This window comes from Streptomyces typhae (assembly GCF_009755605.1).
GTDB lineage: Bacteria > Actinomycetota > Actinomycetes > Streptomycetales > Streptomycetaceae > Streptomyces > Streptomyces typhae.
Genome location: NZ_WPNZ01000002.1, coordinates 515,870 through 533,712, shown reverse-complemented (window position 1 = coordinate 533,712; position 17,843 = coordinate 515,870). Strand labels below are relative to the sequence as shown.

At 73.4% G+C, this 17,843-nt stretch carries 11 protein-coding genes; 10 read left to right on the top strand and 1 reads right to left on the bottom strand.

Annotated features, from left to right (window positions below; genetic code table 11):
- Positions 1 to 71 precede the first annotated feature (71 nt).
- From GPA10_RS06515 to obgE, 7 genes are all read left to right on the top strand, one after another.
- Entirely contained in the window at positions 72 to 1,211 is a 1,140-nt protein-coding gene (locus GPA10_RS06515) for a hypothetical protein (RefSeq protein WP_157164575.1), read from the top strand.
- A 178-nt stretch (positions 1,212 to 1,389) separates the two neighbouring features.
- Positions 1,390 to 2,190 carry a TIGR03936 family radical SAM-associated protein gene (locus tag GPA10_RS06510; RefSeq protein WP_343040419.1) on the top strand — a complete coding sequence of 267 codons (801 nt, stop codon included), beginning with the start codon at positions 1,390 to 1,392 and terminating at the stop codon, positions 2,188 to 2,190.
- 261 nt (positions 2,191 to 2,451) lie between these two features.
- Positions 2,452 to 7,332 (top strand): Rne/Rng family ribonuclease, encoded by a 4,881-nt coding sequence (locus tag GPA10_RS06505; protein WP_157164574.1) that lies wholly within the window; start codon positions 2,452 to 2,454, stop codon positions 7,330 to 7,332.
- A gap of 366 nt (positions 7,333 to 7,698) precedes the next feature.
- Entirely contained in the window at positions 7,699 to 9,075 is a 1,377-nt protein-coding gene (locus GPA10_RS06500; RefSeq protein ID WP_157164573.1) for a phospholipase D-like domain-containing protein, read from the top strand.
- A gap of 304 nt (positions 9,076 to 9,379) precedes the next feature.
- On the top strand, positions 9,380 to 9,700 hold the full coding sequence (gene rplU, locus GPA10_RS06495; protein ID WP_016643790.1) for a 50S ribosomal protein L21: 321 nt from the start codon (positions 9,380 to 9,382) through the stop codon (positions 9,698 to 9,700).
- A gap of 14 nt (positions 9,701 to 9,714) precedes the next feature.
- Positions 9,715 to 9,969, top strand: a complete 255-nt coding sequence (rpmA, locus tag GPA10_RS06490; protein ID WP_030362615.1) for a 50S ribosomal protein L27 — start codon at positions 9,715 to 9,717, stop codon at positions 9,967 to 9,969.
- A gap of 195 nt (positions 9,970 to 10,164) precedes the next feature.
- Positions 10,165 to 11,613: a GTPase ObgE gene (gene obgE, locus GPA10_RS06485; RefSeq protein ID WP_157164572.1), complete on the top strand. Its 1,449-nt coding sequence runs from the start codon at positions 10,165 to 10,167 to the stop codon at positions 11,611 to 11,613.
- Between the two features lie 220 nt (positions 11,614 to 11,833).
- On the opposite strand, the gene GPA10_RS06480 is transcribed toward obgE, so the two are convergent.
- The gene (locus GPA10_RS06480; protein ID WP_343040418.1) at positions 11,834 to 13,924 is read right to left on the bottom strand and encodes a hypothetical protein; all 2,091 of its coding nucleotides are present in this window, start codon (positions 13,922 to 13,924) and stop codon (positions 11,834 to 11,836) included.
- A gap of 280 nt (positions 13,925 to 14,204) precedes the next feature.
- Here GPA10_RS06480 and proB point away from each other — a divergent pair, with 280 nt between their 5' ends.
- The 3 genes from proB to GPA10_RS06465 all read left to right on the top strand — a co-directional run bounded on the left by proB (position 14,205) and on the right by GPA10_RS06465 (position 17,774).
- Positions 14,205 to 15,506 (top strand): glutamate 5-kinase, encoded by a 1,302-nt coding sequence (proB, locus tag GPA10_RS06475; RefSeq protein ID WP_343040417.1) that lies wholly within the window; start codon positions 14,205 to 14,207, stop codon positions 15,504 to 15,506.
- A 278-nt stretch (positions 15,507 to 15,784) separates the two neighbouring features.
- Positions 15,785 to 16,276: a hypothetical protein gene (locus GPA10_RS06470; protein WP_343040416.1), complete on the top strand. Its 492-nt coding sequence runs from the start codon at positions 15,785 to 15,787 to the stop codon at positions 16,274 to 16,276.
- Positions 16,277 to 16,481: 205 nt separating this feature from the next.
- The gene (locus GPA10_RS06465) at positions 16,482 to 17,774 is read left to right on the top strand and encodes a glutamate-5-semialdehyde dehydrogenase (protein ID WP_058845705.1); all 1,293 of its coding nucleotides are present in this window, start codon (positions 16,482 to 16,484) and stop codon (positions 17,772 to 17,774) included.
- Positions 17,775 to 17,843 lie beyond the last annotated feature (69 nt).

The window sequence follows — 17,843 nt, the reverse complement described above, 5'->3', positions numbered from 1 at the left end:
CCACCTCGGCGTCTGCCGAGGTGGGCGCCGATTTGTGGAGCCGCGGCGGCTCCGCGTGCGTCTAGGACGACATGGATCTGGAAAAACGGCCCGCGGCGGATCTGCGGAAACGGCCCGCGACACCCGCGCCGGAGCGGCCCGCCGCGCAGGCGGACGGCTGTCTCGTGGTGGCGATCCGGCTGCCGGTACGGATCCTCGCGCTGATCTTCGTGGTGCCGGTGCGGCTCCTGTGGGACGCGCTCGTCGCCGTGGGGCGCGTCCTGCGGGACACCGTGCTGCGGCCCGTCGGCCGGGCGCTCGCCTGGCTGGGGCACACGCTCGTGGTGGTGCCGCTGAGCGCGCTGTGGCGGTACGTCCTCGCTCCGGTGGGCCGGGCGCTCGCGCTCGCTCTGGCCTTCGCCGGGAAGTGCCTGTTCGTCTGGCCCTGGGTGGCGCTGTGGCGGTACGTGGCCGTACCGGTCGCGCTCGGCGTCGGCTGGCTGCTGCGGATGCTTGTCGTGGTGCCCGCGGTGTGGCTGTACGCGTACGTCCTGACGCCCCTCGGCCACGGTCTGGCCTGGCTGGCGCGGATGCTCGGCGCCGGGGCCGCGGGGCTCGGGCGGGGCGTGCGGTGGGCGCTGCGGATGCTGTTCGTGGTGCCCGCGGTGGCGCTGTACACGTGGGTGCTCGCGCCGGTGGGGCGGGCGGTCGCGTGGGTCGCGCGCGGGGTGGCGGCCGGGGTCGTGTGGCTGCTGCGGGGCGTCGTGCTCGTGGTGGGGACGCTGCTGCGGTGGATCCTCGTGGTGCCCGCGGTGGCCCTCTGGCGCTGGGTGCTCGCGCCGATCGGGCGGGGTGTCGCCGTCGTGGCGCGGGAGATCGGGGCCGCGCTCCGACACGCCTGGCGGGTCGCCGGGTACGTGTCGCGGGCCGTCTGGCGGTGCGTGGGGCGGCTCCTTCGGTGGATCTTCGTCGACCCCGCCCGCTGGGTGTACCGCAGCGTGCTCACGCCGGTCGGACACGCCGTCCGCGACCATGTGTGGCGGCCCGCCGCGGATGCGGCACGGGCCGTGGGCCGCGGCACGCGCCAGGCCGTCGCCGCCGCCTGGCAGAGCGTGCGCCAGGCCCGCGCCGACGTGCGGCGCGCGCTGTTCGGCGCGCCGCGGGAGCGGGTGCCCGCGGGTGAGGTCCCGCAGGGCCGAAGAGGACCTGAGGACGCGAAGCGCGTACTCTAGGGCAGACGGTCCGGCGTGTTTTTCCCCGCCAGTGCGGGGGTGCCCGGACCACACCACTGGGCAAGCGCAAGTCCGGACATGCTCCCCGCCGACGTGGGGGCGGCGTCCCGGACCGCGTACACGAGGAGAAGTTCCCCTGGGCAAGCGACAGCCCGAAGGCCCGCCGCCCGCACCCGCGGTGCAGCGCATCCGACTGCGCTACACCAAGCGCGGCCGCCTCCGGTTCACCAGCCACCGTGACTTCCAGCGCGCCTTCGAGCGGGCGCTGCGCCGCGCCGAGGTGCCCATGGCGTACTCGGCGGGGTTCACTCCGCACCCGAAGGTGTCGTACGCCAATGCCGCACCCACCGGCACGGGCAGTGAGGCCGAGTATCTGGAGATCGCGCTCACCGAGCACCGCGACCCGCGCAAGCTGTGGGAGTTGCTCGACGAGTCGCTGCCCGACGGCCTCGACATCACGGACGCCGTCGAGGCCCGCACCTCCGGCCTCGCCGACCGGCTCACCGCCTCCGTGTGGGAGCTGCGTCTGGACGGCGTGGAGCCCGCGGCCGCCGAGCGCGCCGCGGCCGCTTTCCGCGCCGCCGACACCGTCGAGGTCCAGCGCCGCACGAAGAACGGCATGCGGACCTTCGACGCCCGCGCGGCCGTGGTGAGCCTGGACGCCGTCGGCCAGGAGGCGCTCGCCTCCCGTGCCGATAGGCCGAGCGACAAGCCCTGTGCGATACTGCGGCTGGTTGTACGGCACGTGACACCTGCCGTCCGACCCGACGACGTCCTGTCCGGTCTCCGAGCTGTGGCCGACCTGGCGCCGCCGGTCCCCGCAGCGGTGACCAGGCTGGCGCAGGGGCTTTTCGATGACGAGACCGGCACGGTGACCGACCCGCTCGCGCCCGACCGCGAGGCAGTCACGGCCGCCCCGGCCGACCGGCATCCCCAGTCAGGGGTCGCCGGTTCTGCCGCCGCGACGGCGCCGGCGTAAGGAAGGTCCCGCGCAGGGACGCTCGCCGGAAACACCGCAGCGCCACCCTCGTACTCGGGAGCCACCTGGGTCGGGTAGCGCACCGACAGAAGACTTTCGCCAGGCCGTACGCCCGCGGGGCATACGGAACCGGTGACAAGACACAGAGAGCTCCCGTGCGGCGCCCACGCCCCCGGACGGCGGCCCCGCGCAGCAAGCGCGAGCCGCGGATACCTCCGGTACAGGCGCGGCGCCCGGGAGCGTGACGGGAGAACCGCCCGCATGCTTGAGCCGAACGACCCCACTGAGGGTTCGAACAACAACAGCACACCCAGCGACACCCTGCCCCCGCGCCGCAGGCGCCGGGCCGCGTCGCGTCCCGCGGGCCCGCCCGCGGGCACCCCCACGGACGCCGCGCCGGCCATACCGGCCACCCCCGCCGCCGTGGACACCGCTCCCGTCGACCCCGACGTGGACGCCGAGGAACTCGACGAGACGGCTGAGACGGCCGCCGCCGCTGCCGCGGAGCCGGTCGCCGCGGAGCCGGTCGCCGCAGAGCCGGTCGCCGCAGAGCCGGTCGCCGCGGAGCCGGTCGCCGCGGAGCCGGTCGCCGCCGGGGCGCCCGCCGCCGGGGCTGCTGCCGCTGCTGGGCCTGCAGTCGTCGAGCCGGTGGCCGCCGAGGATGCCGCTCCGGCGCGTACGCGTCGTCGTGCGACCCGCCGCGCCTCCGCGCCCGCCGGTTCGCCGCAGTCCGCCGGGACCGGCAGGACCGCCGCCGAGGCCGCTGCCGCAGAGCCGGTCGCCGCCGAGGCACCCGCCGCCGGGGCTGCTGCCGCTGCTGAGCCCGCTGTCGCCGAGCCGGTGGCCGCCGAGGATGCCGCTCCGGCGCGTACGCGTCGTCGTGCGACCCGCCGCGCCTCCGCGCCGGCCGGTTCGCCGCAGTCCGGCGCGGCGGCCGAGCAGCCGGTGGCCGCCGCTGCCGGGAGCACGGGCAGCGACGAGGACACCGCCGCGCCCGCCGCGCAGGCCGAGGCTCCCGTTGCCGCCGTGGAGGCGGACGCCGCGCCGCGTCGTACGCGCCGCCGTGCCACGCGTGGTGCGTCCGCGCCCGCCGCCGAGGCGCAGGCCGCTGACTCCGCGCAGGCCGCCGAGGCCACCCAGGCTTCGCAGCCCGAGCCGTCCGCCACCGTGCCCGCCGCGCAGGCCGAGGCTTCCGTTGCCGCCGTGGAGGCGGACGCCGCGCCGCGTCGTACGCGCCGCCGTGCCACCCGTGGTGCGTCCGCGCCCGCCGCCGAGACCCAGGTCGGGGACGCCGCGCCGACGGTCGAGACCCCGCAGGCCGCGCCCGCCGCCGAGGCCGAAGAGGCCCCCGCCGCCGAGGCGGACGCCGCGCCGCGCCGCACCCGTCGCCGCGCCACCCGCGCCGCCGCCGACACCCAGGCCGCCGAGGCCGTACGGACCGAGGCGCCGGAGCAGTCCGGTCAGGCCGAGCAGTCCGGTCAGGCCGAGCGGGCCGAGGCCGCCCCGCGTGGGCGTGCCGCCCGTGCGGCCGAGGCTCCCGAGCAGGCCGAGGCCGACGCGCCGCGCGGTCGTGCGCGGCGCCGGGCCACCCGTAAGGCCGCCGCCGGTTTCACTGCTCCCGCCGGTCCCGACGCGCAGTCCGGTGACGGTTCCGAGCGGCGCCCCGCACGGCCCGCCGTCGCCGTCTTCCAGGCGCCCGTCTTCGCCGAGCCGATGTTCCAGACTCCGGAGCGCGCCGCCGCCGCGGCCGCCGCCGAAGCGGCCGAGCAGCGGCCTGCCAAGGCCGAGGAGACGCCCGTCGCCGAGGAGGAGACCACCCCGCGCCGGCGTCGCCGCCGTCGCGCCGCGGACGAGCAGCCCGCCGCCGAGCAGGCGGTCGAGGCCGCCGTGGAGCCCGCGGCCGGGACCGGCGGAGCCGCGGTCGAGGACACCGCCGCCGACGACTCCGGTGACAGCGCCGAGAGCGCCGAGAGCACCGAGAGCACCGAGAACGCCGAGAACGCCGAGAGCACCGACGGCGCCGACAACGAGGAAGGCGGCGAGCGGCACGGCCGTCGCCGTCGCCGCGGTGGCCGTCGCCGCCGTCGCGGTGAGGCCGCCGACACGGACGAGGACTCGCCGTCCGACGAGGCCGCCGACGGCGACGAGGCAGCCGACGAGGCCGAGAGCGCCGACCGGTCCGACGAGACCGAGTCCGCCGACGACGCGGAGGAGTCCGGCGGGGGCTCCGGCTCCAGCAGCAGCCGTCGCCGCCGTCGCCGTCGCCGCCGCGCCGGGGACAGCGCCGAGAGCGAGCCGGGCGAGGGCGACCCGGAGCGTACGGTCGTCAAGGTCCGCGAGCCCCGCAAGAAGGGCGACGACGCCCCGTCGGACGAGGTGCAGTCCATCAAGGGCTCCACGCGTCTGGAGGCGAAGAAGCAGCGCCGCCGCGAGGGCCGCGAGCAGGGCCGCCGCCGGGTGCCGATCATCACCGAGGCCGAGTTCCTGGCCCGCCGCGAGGCGGTCAACCGGGAGATGATCGTCCGTCAGAACGGCGACCGCACCCAGATCGGTGTCCTCGAGGACAACATCCTCGTCGAGCACTACGTCAACAAGGAGCAGTCGACGAGCTACGTCGGCAACGTCTACCTGGGCAAGGTCCAGAACGTGCTCCCCTCGATGGAGGCCGCCTTCATCGACATCGGCAAGGGCCGCAACGCCGTCCTGTACGCCGGTGAGGTCAACTTCGAGGCCCTCGGCATGGCGGGCGGCCCGCGCCGCATCGAGTCCGCCCTGAAGTCGGGCCAGTCCGTCCTCGTCCAGGTCACCAAGGACCCGATCGGCCACAAGGGCGCCCGCCTGACCAGCCAGGTCTCGCTGCCGGGCCGCTATCTGGTCTACGTGCCCGAGGGCTCGATGACCGGGATCAGCCGCAAGCTGCCCGACACCGAGCGGGCGCGTCTGAAGACCATCCTCAAGAAGATCGTCCCCGAGGACGCGGGCGTCATCGTGCGCACCGCCGCCGAGGGCGCGAGCGAGGAGGAGCTGCGCCGCGACGTGGAGCGGCTCCAGGCGCAGTGGGAGGACATCCTCAAGAAGTCGAAGATGACCACGACCAGCTCGCCGAGCCTGCTGTACGGCGAGCCGGACATGACCGTCCGCGTGGTCCGCGACATCTTCAACGAGGACTTCTCGAAGGTCATCATCAGCGGTGACGAGGCGTGGGAGACCATCCACGGCTATGTCTCGCACGTGGCGCCCGACCTGGCGGACCGCCTCCAGCGGTGGACGTCCGAGGTCGACGTCTTCGCGACGTACCGGATCGACGAGCAGCTCGCCAAGGCGCTCGACCGCAAGGTGTGGCTGCCCTCGGGCGGCTCCCTCGTGATCGACAAGACCGAGGCGATGGTCGTGATCGACGTCAACACCGGCAAGTTCACCGGTCAGGGCGGCAACCTCGAAGAGACCGTGACGAGGAACAACCTCGAGGCGGCCGAGGAGATCGTGCGTCAGCTGCGGCTGCGCGACCTCGGCGGCATCGTCGTCGTCGACTTCATCGACATGGTCCTGGAGTCCAACCGGGATCTGGTCCTGCGCCGGATGCTGGAGTGCCTGGGCCGGGACCGGACGAAGCACCAGGTCGCCGAGGTCACCTCGCTCGGTCTGGTCCAGATGACCCGCAAGCGGGTGGGCCAGGGCCTCCTGGAGTCGTTCTCCGAGACCTGCGTGCACTGCAACGGCCGCGGCGTCATCGTCCACATGGACCAGGCCACGGCCCCGGGCGGCGGCGGCAAGCGCAAGAAGCGCGGGCGCGGCGGCGACCAGGCGGCCACGGCCGAGCACACGCACGAGAGCGCCGACACGGCCGGGACCGGGACCGCCGAGACGGTGGCCGAGGTCGCCGCGGAGATCGCCGAGCCGATCGCGCTGCCCGAGCCGGCGTTCGTGCCCGACGAGGAGCTGTACAGCAGCCCGGCCGAGGCCGAGGCCGCCGCTTCCCGCGGCCGTTCGCGGCGCCGTGCCACGCGGCGCGCGTCCGCTCCCGCGGGTGCGCCCAAGCCGGAGACGGAGGCCGCCGACGCCACGGAGGCGCCTTCCTCCGCCCAGCCCGCCGAGCCCGCCGAGCGTTCCCAGCGCTCCGAGAGGGGCGACAAGGCCGGACGCGCGGAGAAGAAGGCCAAGTCCCGTGCGGACAGGGCAAGGGCGAAGGCGGAGGCCGCGGAGGCCGCCGCTCCCGCCGAGGAGGCCGCGGACACCGCTGCGTCCGTGCCGTCGGCCGAGTCCCTGGAGGCCGCGCGGACCGCGGTGGGCGAGCCCGCCGAGGCTCCCGCCGCCGCTGTCGCTCCGGTCGCCGAGCCTGCGGCGCCCGTGGCCGAGGTTCCCGCGGCCGCCGAGGACGACGCGGCCCCCAAGGGGCGTACGCGTCGGCGTGCGACCCGCAAGGCGACGGCTCCGGCCGGTTCGCCGAAGGCGGCCGCCGACAGCGCCGAGGTGATCATCGCGGAGCCGGCCAAGCCGGAGCCCGCGGTGGCCGCCGAGGCGCCCGCCGAAGCGGTGGCCGCGCCGAGCGCCGAGCCGGTCGTCGAGGACTCCGCGGCTCCCGCGGCCCGTCCGCGCCGCCGTGCCGTGCGCAAGGCGGCCGCGCCGACCGCTTCCGCGGAGGCGGCCGTGACGGTCGTCCCGTCGGCGGACAGGCCGGCCGAGTCCCCGGCACCCGCCGAGGCGCCCGCCAAGGACGCCGCCGAGGTCACCGAGGCCGCCGAGGTCACCGAGGAGGCCGCTCCGGCCGCCAAGAAGGCCGCCGCCCGCAAGTCGGCCAAGAAGGCGACCGCTAAGAAGGCGGCGACGAAGAAGACCGCTGCCAAGAAGACGGCGACGAAGAAGACCGCCGCCAAGGAGGCGGCCTCCGCGGAGGCCGCCGCCACGGAGACGGCTTCCACGGAGGCGCCCTCCACGGACGCGGCTTCGGCGGAGCCCGTGGCCGCGGCGCCCGCCGCCAAGAAGACCCCGGCCAAGAAGGCACCTGCCAAGAAGGCCGCCGCCAAGAAGGCACCCGCCAAGAAGACGGCCGCCAAGAAGGCACCTGCCAAGAAGGCCGCGAAGAAGGCGGTCGCGGCAGAGCAGCAGCAGGCTGAGGTCTCGGCCCCGGCCGACGCGGGCTGACACCGGCCACGCGTCACGACACCGGTGCCCCCGGACGGCGAACCCGCCGTCCGGGGGCACCGGTGCGTCGGTACGTCCCGTGCCGACGGTGCGGCAGACACCCAGCCCGTCCGGCGTTCGAGGACGAGCGCGCAGCGCGATCGACGGTGGCGGATTCCGCCCGCACGGGACCGGGGCGCCCCCCGAGACACCGCCAACCTCAACCCCGTACACGAACAAATGCCGCCCCGGCACGGACACGTACCGCCAATGCACCACCAAGTGCCGCCAACCCCTCACGTCCACACGGATGACGTCCGTCACTGGGAACCCAGGGCCCAGGTGTACTGCCCTGCCGGTGAAACTCATGCGGGAGGGGAACGGACCATGGCGCAGCTGCGCCTCAGAGGCACGGGCCGCCACCGTGCCCCAAAGCCGGGCACACGAGGACGGCAGGCCGCGGCACTGGCCACGGTCCTCTCCGCGGCGGCGAGCCTGCACGCCGCGGGCGGCACGGGCCTGGCGAGCGCCGCCCCGGGCAGCACCCCCACGGAGTCGGCACCGTCCTGGACGGAGGGCCCGGTGTTCAACGACCCGCTGGGCACGGACGAGGCCCAGCACGCGATCCGCACCCGTCTGGTCCGGCTCACCGACGCCGCCGTGCCCGGCTCCACCATCAAGGCCGCCGTCTACCACGTGTGGGAGACCCCGGTCGTCGACGCGCTCCTCAACGCCCGCGCGCGCGGAGTCCACGTACAGATCCTGCTGGACTCGACGAGCCGCACGGACCGACCGGACAACCCCGCGTACCAGAGGCTCGCCTCGGCGCTCGGCACCGACCGGGGAGGGAAGTCCTTCGTCTCGCTGTGCCCCACGGGCAAGTCCTGTCTCGGCGATCCGCGCCACGGCAAGTCGATCATGCACAACAAGTTCTGGCTGTTCACCGAGGTCGAGGGCGCCCGGGACGTCGTCGTGCAGACCACGTCGAACTCCACGCCGTCCGCGCACACGAAGTTCTTCAACGACGCGCTGCTGCTGCCGGACAACCCGGCGATGTACGGCGCTTTCGCCCGGTACTTCGACGACATGGTGCGCAGGGACTGGCGGTCCTGGGACTACCGCACGGCCGGCAGCGGGCTCTACAAGGCGTACTTCTTCCCGCGCGAGGGCACGGTCAACGAGACCGACACCATGTACGCGGTCCTGGACAACGTCTCGTGCACCTACAAGGACGCGAACGGCGTCGAGCGGCGGACCAGGGTCCGCGCCTCCATCTTCAAGATCACGCGCAAGCAGATCGCGGACAAGCTGGTGTCCCTGAAGAAGGCCGGGTGCGCCGTCGACCTGGTGTACGCCGAGACGGACAGCGCCAGGAGCCAGGGCGGCACCCCCGGCACCTGGGAGGCGCTGCACAAGCCCGGCGGCCCGTCCCTGCGCTGCTACCACGACGACCGGGACCCGCTCGCGTCCGGCCGGAAGCTCACGACGCCGTACATCATCCACAGCAAGTACGTCCTCATCGACGGCGTGTACGACGGCAGGCGGAACAAGGTCGCCTTCACCGGCTCGCAGAACTACACGGGGCCCGCGCTGCGCGAGAACGACGAGGTGATCGTGAAGATCGACGACGACTCGGTGCACGAGACCTATCGCAGGCACTTCGAACGGGTGCGGGCGGCCGCCTGGCCGGGCGGCAGCGACAGGACGGACCTGTGCCAGGGTGTGAAGCCGCTGCCGCCGGACGGCGAGAAGCCGAGGCGCTGAGCGTTGTGCACTGAGCACTGAGCACTGCGTGCTGAGCGCTGTGCTGCCTGTGGGGTGGCTGCGGGTTGTTCGTGTCTGGTCGCGCAGTTCCCCGCGCCCCTTCGGGGGCGCTCATCGGCCTCGGTTTGACCCGTCCGGGTGGGGCCCGTAACCTTGACCGTCGGCGTGTTCCTATGCACGCCCAACCCCTGTAAACCTCATTCCTCCCGGATTCCGGTTCCGGTCTTCGGGAGAGGCCGTCCGTGCCCTCGGCGCGGGGCGGCTGGACTGCGGGGGTCCCGTTCCGAGCGAAAGAGAGATCCGCGTGTACGCCATCGTGCGCAGCGGTGGTCGCCAGCACAAGGTTGCTGTCGGCGACATCGTCGAGGTTGACAAGATTTCCACCGCCAAGGTTGGCGACACGGTCGAGCTCTCGACCCTGCTCGTTGTCGACGGCGAAGCCGTGACCAGCGACCCGTGGGTCCTTGCCGGCATCAAGGTCACGGCCGAGGTCGTCGACCACCACAAGGGCGCGAAGATCGACATCCTTCGCTACAAGAACAAGACCGGCTACCGCCGCCGCCAGGGTCACCGCCAGCAGTACACGGCGATCAAGGTCACCGGCATCCCCACGGCTGCGAAGTAAGGGACTGAGACAAGATGGCACACAAGAAGGGCGCATCGTCCACTCGGAACGGGCGCGATTCCAATGCTCAACGGCTCGGCGTGAAGCGCTTCGGCGGTCAGACCGTCAACGCCGGTGAGATCCTGGTCCGCCAGCGCGGCACCCACTTCCACCCGGGCACGGGCGTCGGCCGCGGCAAGGACGACACCCTGTTCGCGCTGGACGCCGGTGCGGTGGAGTTCGGCACCCACCGTGGCCGCAAGGTCGTGAACATCGTTCCGGTCGCCTGATCCCCGTCCTTCCCAGGACTTCAGGGCTCAGGGCTCACGGCTCGTAGAGCGGTTTTCGCGGTTTTCTTCGCGAGGGCGGACCTCACTTCCCGGATTCCGGGAAGCGGGTCCGCCTTTCGCGTGTTGCAGTGAAGACATTTCGTACGTACGTATACGGCGTGCACGCCGCGCCACTCGCACTGGAGGCACCGAACCATGACCACCTTCGTGGACCGCGTCGAGCTGCACGTCGCCGCGGGTAACGGAGGCCACGGCTGTGCCTCCGTCCACCGTGAGAAGTTCAAGCCCCTCGGCGGCCCGGACGGCGGCAACGGCGGGCGTGGCGGCGACGTCACCCTGGTCGTGGACCAGTCCGTGACCACCCTCCTGGACTATCACCACAGCCCGCACCGCAAGGCCACCAACGGCAAGCCCGGCGAGGGCGGCAACCGCTCCGGCAAGGACGGCCAGGACCTGGTCCTGCCGGTGCCGGACGGCACGGTCGTCCTGGACAAGCAGGGCAACGTCCTCGCGGACCTCGTCGGGCACGGCACGTCGTACGTCGCCGCGCAGGGCGGCCGCGGGGGCCTCGGCAACGCCGCGCTCGCCTCCGCCCGCCGCAAGGCGCCCGGCTTCGCGCTGCTCGGCGAGCCCGGTGACGGCGGCGATGTCGTCCTGGAGCTCAAGACCGTCGCGGACGTCGCGCTCGTCGGCTACCCGAGCGCGGGCAAGTCCTCGCTGATCTCCGTGCTCAGCGCGGCCAAGCCGAAGATCGCCGACTACCCCTTCACGACGCTCGTGCCCAACCTGGGCGTCGTCACGGCCGGTGCCACCGTCTACACCATCGCGGACGTGCCCGGCCTCATCCCCGGCGCCAGCCAGGGCCGCGGCCTCGGCCTGGAGTTCCTGCGCCACGTCGAGCGCTGCTCCGTCCTCGTGCACGTCCTGGACACCGCGACCCTGGAGTCCGACCGCGACCCCGTCTCCGACCTCGACGTGATCGAGGCGGAGCTGCGCGAGTACGGCGCGGGCCTGGAGAACCGGCCGCGGCTCGTCGTCCTCAACAAGGTCGACATCCCCGACGGCCAGGACCTCGCCGACCTGGTCAGGCCCGACCTGGAGGAGCGCGGCTACCGCGTCTTCGAGGTGTCCGCTGTCGCCCACATGGGCCTCAAGGAGCTGTCCTTCGCCCTCGCCGAACTCGTCGCCGAGTCGCGGTCCGCGAAGCCCCAGGAGGAGGCCACGCGCATCGTCATCCGGCCGAAGGCCGTCGACGACACGGGCTTCACGGTCACCCGCGAGGAGGACGGCGGCGAGGCCGTGTACCGCGTGCGCGGCGAGAAGCCGGAGCGCTGGGTCCGCCAGACCGACTTCAACAACGACGAGGCCGTCGGCTACCTCGCGGACCGCCTCAACCGCCTCGGCGTCGAGGACGAGCTGATGAAGGCCGGTGCCCGCGCCGGCGACGGCGTCGCCATCGGCGCCGAGGACGACGCCGTCGTCTTCGACTGGGAGCCCACCATGTCCGCGGGCGCCGAGATGCTCGGGCGCCGCGGCGAGGACCACCGGTTCGAGGCGCCCCGTCCCGCGGCCCAGCGCCGCCGTGACCGCGACGCGGAGCGCGACGAGGCCGACCAGGCGTACGACGACTTCAAGCCCTTCTAAGGCTGCTCAGGGCCGGAGGGCCGGAAGCGGCTGGGGCGGCAACCGTCCGCCCCCGCCGCTCACCGCCGGGTCGCCGAAGGCCCCGGAACGTGTTCCGTTCCGGGGCCTTCGCTGTTCGTACGGTGCAGCGGGTCCGACAGTCACGGGTGGGCGGGTGGGAGAGCCCCGGCGCGGAGCGGCGGGGTCGCGGTTGCCGCCCCGGCCGAGGCCCCCGGCCCGGCTACGCCGACTCCAGCTCCTCCGTCGGGTCCGCGTCCATCGCGGCCTCCGCCGCGTCCACCGTCTCCGTGGACTCGTCCCGCTGCGCGGGGATCTCCGCCTCCACCCGGGCCTCGGCGCGGGCGCGGCGGGCGTCGGACTTGGCGCACAGATCCAGGGCCGCCCCGTTGAAGCGGACGATGGAGGGCGGGTCGGACGGGCCGAGGAGGTGCTCCTTCAGCTCGGCGCGGGACTCCGCGTACACGTCCTTCTCCGGGGACCGCACGGCCTGGAGGAGGGCGGGCACCCCGTCCGCCTCGGGCGCGAGGATCGTCGCGGCGCGCACCGTCGGGAAGCCCGCGCGGAAGTCCGGCTCGGAAAGTCCCGAGGTGTTGGCCACGGCGTACGGCTTCTCGCTGCTCAGCCAGTCCGACACGACCGAGGACACATCGCTGATCAGCAGGTCGGCCTGGTTGAAGCAGGAGAAGATCGCCGGCCGGGCCTCGGTGACGATCTGGTGCTCCCACTCGGGCAGCGCGGCCCAGTACGCCGCCTCCCAGGCAGCGGTCGCCTCGGCGATCGCGGTCCTGCTGTCGCCGTCGGGCGTGCCCTGGAGCATCATCCGCTCCATCTCGTCCGCGCTCCTGCGGAAGGACTTCGCGGTGAGGAGGTTCAGGGCGTCGGTACGGCGGGTCAGCTCGGCGGCGGCCTCGGGGCCGGGGCGGGCGCCGGAGCGGCGCGCGTTGGCCTCGCGGATCATGGCCTTGATGCGCTCGTTGGCGGCGCCCGCGGCGGGGATCTGGGAGCCGGTCATCGGGTGCGGCTTGTAGATCAGGCGCACACCGGGGTCGGCGAGCAGGTGCCGGACGATGTTCTCACCGGCGAGGACGACCGAGGTGTTGCCGGGGTTGCCGTCCCAGCCCTCCCAGGTCGGGGCGTACAGAACGGTCGTGAACGCACCCGTGGGCGCGCCCGCGTACGGCCGGATCGGGGAGAGCTGGGGGCGGCCGACCTCGACCACGTCCTTGTCCTCGACGCCGATGTCGGCGAGCTGGTAGCGCTCGCGGGCCGCGGGACCGGCCACCCACACCTCGTCGTACGCCTTCGCGTACGGGTTGCAGGAGGACAGCTTGTCGCTCTCGCCGTGGTTGATGAACGCGTGCTTGAGCGAGGGGATGCGCAGGACCTGCGAGGTCTTCGCGGCGTTCGCCGGGTGCAGCATCATCTTCAGCGTCGATGTCTCCAGGGAGAACATCGTGGCGACCTTCGGGAAGCAGATGATCGGCACGTCCGTGGAGTCGATCTTCTGCACCATGAAGCGCTCACGGAGCACGATCAGCGGCTTGCCGTCGAGCTGGGAGAGCGTGGAGAGCCACATGTTCGCCTGGTAGGCGGACGTCGTACCGCCGGAGAAGTACATCGCGACGGTCGGCTTGTACGCGGACAGCCACTCGTCCAGCCAGTCCATGACGGCCTGGTCGGCCTTCGCCCGCTTCTTCGGCAGCATCCAGGTCGCCAGGTACGCCGCGCCGCCGCCCATCAGGACGAGGGAGACGCCGAGGCCGATGCCGCCCCAGTAGGCGTCGGTGGTGGCGGCCGTCAGGAGCAGGCCCGCCGTCGCGGGCACGGAGAAGGTGAGCAGCCTGCGGGCCTGCTGGCGGGCCAGGATGCGCGGCGGGGCGGCGCTCAGGCGCAGCGCGGAGGCGTCGATGTTGCGCGTGACGATCGGCAGCGTACGGGCGCGCCGCACCATGACGGCGACGGCCTGGCAGCCGAAGTGCAGCGCGTAGAAGGCGAGCAGCGCGACGGTCAGCGGCGACTGCTCGGCGAGCGGCTCGATGCCGTCGATGCGCAGCAGCCCGACCAGGACCAGCATGTCGCGCAGGAGCTGCCGGACGGTGACATCGAAGCGGATCTTGCCCAGGAGGGACAGCAGACCCGGCTGCTTGTACTGCAGATAGATGTCGAGCGCGAGGTTGGCGGCCGACGCGGCGACGAACACCGGGACGTACGGCACGAGCGCGGTCACGAGCTGCGCCGCGAAGAGTGCGAGCATCGTCAGCAGCGCGATGAGCTGTACGACGCGGCGGGGGGCGAGTCCGGCGGAGGGCACGGGCTTGGGCTCCTGGCGGGGGGCGGTCGGAAGGGGGCAGAGGGGGAGCCGGAAGGGCTCGGGGCTCGGGGCGAGCTTCAGACGAGTGGGAGACCCCTGACCGTATGACGCTCGGTGCCTCCGTAGCAATCTTCCGTGACACCAATCACCGAATAAAGGGGCAAAGGTCATGTATCCGCGGGGCTCCGGAGCCCGTCCGCCCAGCGAAACGCGCGGGCGCGGCCGTCCCCCGCTCACGTACATTGCTGGTCCACAGCCACGGGGATCATTGGGGAAGCACGTGACAGGGGCAGCGGCAGCAGAGCGGGCGGACGGCGGAATCCGGGCGGACGTCGCCGGGGCGCACCGGGTCGTCGTCAAGGTCGGATCGTCGTCCCTGACCACCGCGACGGGCGGCCTGGACGCGGACCGCGTGGACGCCCTCGTGGACGTCCTCGCCAAGAGCAGGAGCGGCACGCACGGCCAGTCCGGGAGCGGTGTCCGCGGCCAGTCCGGGGGCGGCGTCCGCGGCCAGTCCGGGAGCGGTGTCCGCGGCCAGTCCGGAGACGGTGTCCGCGGCCAGTCCGGGAGCGGCTCGCAAGGCAGGCCCGGCAACGGGGGAGAGCGCGAGATCGTGCTCGTCTCCTCCGGTGCCATCGCCGCCGGGCTCGCCCCGCTCGGCCTGCGCCGCCGCCCCAAGGACCTGGCCCGCCAGCAGGCCGCCGCCAGCGTCGGCCAGGGCCTGCTCGTCGCCCGCTACACCGCGTCCTTCGCGCGCTACGGCGTCCGCGTCGGCCAGGTGCTGCTCACCACCGACGACACCAGCCGCCGCGCCCACCACCGCAACGCCTCGCGCACCCTCGACAAGCTCCTCGCCATGGGCGCCCTGCCCGTCGTCAACGAGAACGACACCGTCGCCACCGACGAGATCCGCTTCGGCGACAACGACCGCCTGGCCGCGCTCGTCGCCCACCTCGTCCGCGCCGACCTGCTCGTGCTGCTCTCGGACGTGGACGGCCTCTACGACGGCGACCCCGCCGCCCCCGGCACCGCGAGAATCGCCGAGGTCGGCGGCCCCGCAGACATCGCGCACGTCAGGATCGGCAGCGCGGGCAAGGCGGGCGTCGGCACCGGCGGCATGGTCACCAAGGTGGAGGCGGCCCGGATCGCCGCGGCCGCCGGCATCCCCGTGGTCCTCACCTCCGCGAGCCAGGCCGCCGACGCGCTCGCCGGCCGTGACACCGGCACCTACTTCCGCCCCACCGGACGCCGCTCGGCGGACCGGCTGCTGTGGCTGCAGCACGCCTCCGCGCCGCGCGGGGCCCTCACGCTCGACGACGGGGCGGTACGGGCCGTCGTCGAGGGCCGCAAGTCGCTGCTGCCCGCGGGCATCGCCGCCGTGGAGGGCGAGTTCATCGCGGGCGATCCGGTGGAGCTGCGGGACTCCGCGGGGCGGGCCGTGGCGCGCGGCCTGGTGAACTTCGACGCCAAGGAACTGCCGCGCCTGTTCGGCCGTTCCACGAGAGAGCTGGCCCGCGAGCTCGGCCCCGCCTACGAGCGCGAAGTGGTGCACCGGGACGACCTCGTCCTGCTGCACTCCTGACCCACTGACGGCGGTGCACCGCCTACCCGGCGGGCAGTGCACCATCCGCCCCGGCGAGAGGTGCACCACTATCCCCGGCGGCCTCGCGCACACCAGCGGAAAACAGGCCGAAAACAGGCGCGAACGCCGTGTCACGGCGGGCACGCCCAAGGTGAAACTCCGCAAAACCGCCCCGCGGGACCTCTTGTCCTGCTCAACTTTGTTGCGAGGCAGTTCCGCATGACCGTTGCATAACGACCGTCGTATGTCCGCACCACCACTGGTTGAAGGAGGCCGTCGTGAGACGAGTGCGCCCGGGGGCGGCGTCCCGCGGACCGGCTGAGCGTGCGCTGACCAGCGTCGCCGCGGGGGCGGCGTACACCGGCGACACGGCAGCGGGCCCCGACCACCTGACCCACGAGCAGCCACGCGAGGGCGAGCCGTCCGACGCGCCCCGCCTGTGGCACGTCACGCTGAGCGTGTCCGGTGCCAGGACACCGCTGCAGGAGGTACGGCGCGGCCTCGAACAGCTCGCCCACGACCACCCCTTTCTGCTCACCAGCAGATACGCCCAGGACCACGCGGAGATCCGCTACTGGGAAGAGGCCCGCGACCTGCACGACGCCGCCGCCGTTGCGCTGCGCCTGTGGGGCGAGCACCGGCAGAGCGCCCAGCTGCCGCCGTGGGAGATCGTCGGCCTCGAAGTGATCGACCGCGACACGTATCACCACCGGATCGCCGAGGGGTACGGACCCCTTCCCGCGACACCGGTCGGCGTGCACCCGTTCTAGCGCCGGTCGACTCCGGCCCCGCCCGGACGCACGAGGACCCCCCGGGGTTACCCGTGTCTTTCCGAGGCCGGTCAATACCGGCCAGTCTCATGGCTTCTCACGGTTCCTCACGGCTTCCACGGGGGCGCGGGGCGGTATCCCGTGTGATGTCTCGCACTGCGGAACACCCGCCGGGCACCCGCCCGCACGACGTTACGCTGCCCTCATGACCGCGCCCTCGCCGCTCTCGCCGTACGACAACATGTCCCCGGTCGCCCAGGCCGCCTACCGCTCACGCGCCGCCGCGGCCACCCTCGCGCCACTGCCGCGCGCCGAGAAGGACGACGCGCTGCTCGCCGTCGCCGACGCCCTCGAAGTGCGCACGGCGGAGATCGTCGCGGCCAACGCCAAGGACGTCGCGCGCGCCCGCGAGGCCGGCACCAGCGAGGCCGTCGTCGACCGCCTCACCCTGACCCCCGAGCGGGTGCGCGCCATCGCCTCCGACGTGCGCGACGTCGTCACCCTGCCCGACCCCGTCGGCGAGGTCGTGCGCGGCGGCACGCTGCCCAACGGCATCGACCTGCGCCAGGTCCGCGTCCCCCTCGGCGTCGTCGGCATCATCTACGAGGCCCGCCCCAACGTGACGGTCGACGCGGCCGCCCTCTGCCTGAAGTCCGGCAACGCGGTCCTCCTGCGCGGCTCCTCGTCCGCGTACGAGTCCAACACCGCTCTCGTGCGGGTGCTGCGCGACGCCGTGCACGGCGCGGGCCTGCCCGCCGACGCCATCCAGCTGGTGCCGGGCGAGAGCCGGGACTCCGTACGCGAGCTGATGCGCGCCCGCGGACTCGTCGACGTTCTCATCCCGCGCGGCGGCGCCTCGCTGATCCGCACCGTCGTCGAGGAGTCCACCGTCCCCGTCATCGAGACCGGCACCGGCAACTGCCACGTGTACGTGGACGCCCACGCCGACCTCGACACGGCCGTCGAGATCCTCGTCAACTCCAAGGCGCAGCGCGTCAGCGTGTGCAACGCCGCGGAGACCCTGCTCGTCCACCAGGACATCGCCGACGCCTTCCTGCCGCGGGCCCTCGACGCGCTCGCCGAAGCCGGTGTCACCGTGCACGCCGACGAGCGCGTCCAGACCTACGCCGACGCGTCCAAGGCCACCGTGGTGCCCGCGACCGCCGAGGACTGGGAGACCGAGTACCTCTCGTACGACATCGCGGCCGCCGTCGTCGACTCCCTGGAGCAGGCCGTCGAGCACATCCGGCTGTGGACCTCCGGCCACACCGAGGCCATCGTCACCACCTCGCAGCAGGCCGCGCGCCGCTTCACCCAGCTCGTGGACTCCACGACGGTCGCGGTGAACGCCTCCACGCGGTTCACCGACGGCGGCCAGTTCGGCTTCGGCGCCGAGATCGGCATCTCCACGCAGAAGCTGCACGCGCGGGGACCGATGGGACTGCCGGAGCTCACGTCGACGAAGTACATCGTGACGGGCGACGGCCACGTGCGATGACGGTGGTGCGCGGCCGATGACGGTGGTGCGCGGCCGATGACGGTGGTGCGCGGCGCGCAACGCGTCGCG

Bases quoted from the DNA above. Each gene is read 5' to 3' on its own strand.
- GPA10_RS06465 (WP_058845705.1), top strand. From the start codon at position 16,482: ATGACCGCGCCCTCGCCGCTCTCGCCGTACGACAACATGTCCCCGGTC.
- obgE (WP_157164572.1), top strand. From the start codon at position 10,165: ATGACCACCTTCGTGGACCGCGTCGAGCTGCACGTCGCCGCGGGTAAC.
- GPA10_RS06505 (WP_157164574.1), top strand. From the start codon at position 2,452: ATGCTTGAGCCGAACGACCCCACTGAGGGTTCGAACAACAACAGCACA.
- rpmA (WP_030362615.1), top strand. From the start codon at position 9,715: ATGGCACACAAGAAGGGCGCATCGTCCACTCGGAACGGGCGCGATTCC.
- GPA10_RS06515 (WP_157164575.1), top strand. From the start codon at position 72: ATGGATCTGGAAAAACGGCCCGCGGCGGATCTGCGGAAACGGCCCGCG.
- GPA10_RS06500 (WP_157164573.1), top strand. From the start codon at position 7,699: ATGGCGCAGCTGCGCCTCAGAGGCACGGGCCGCCACCGTGCCCCAAAG.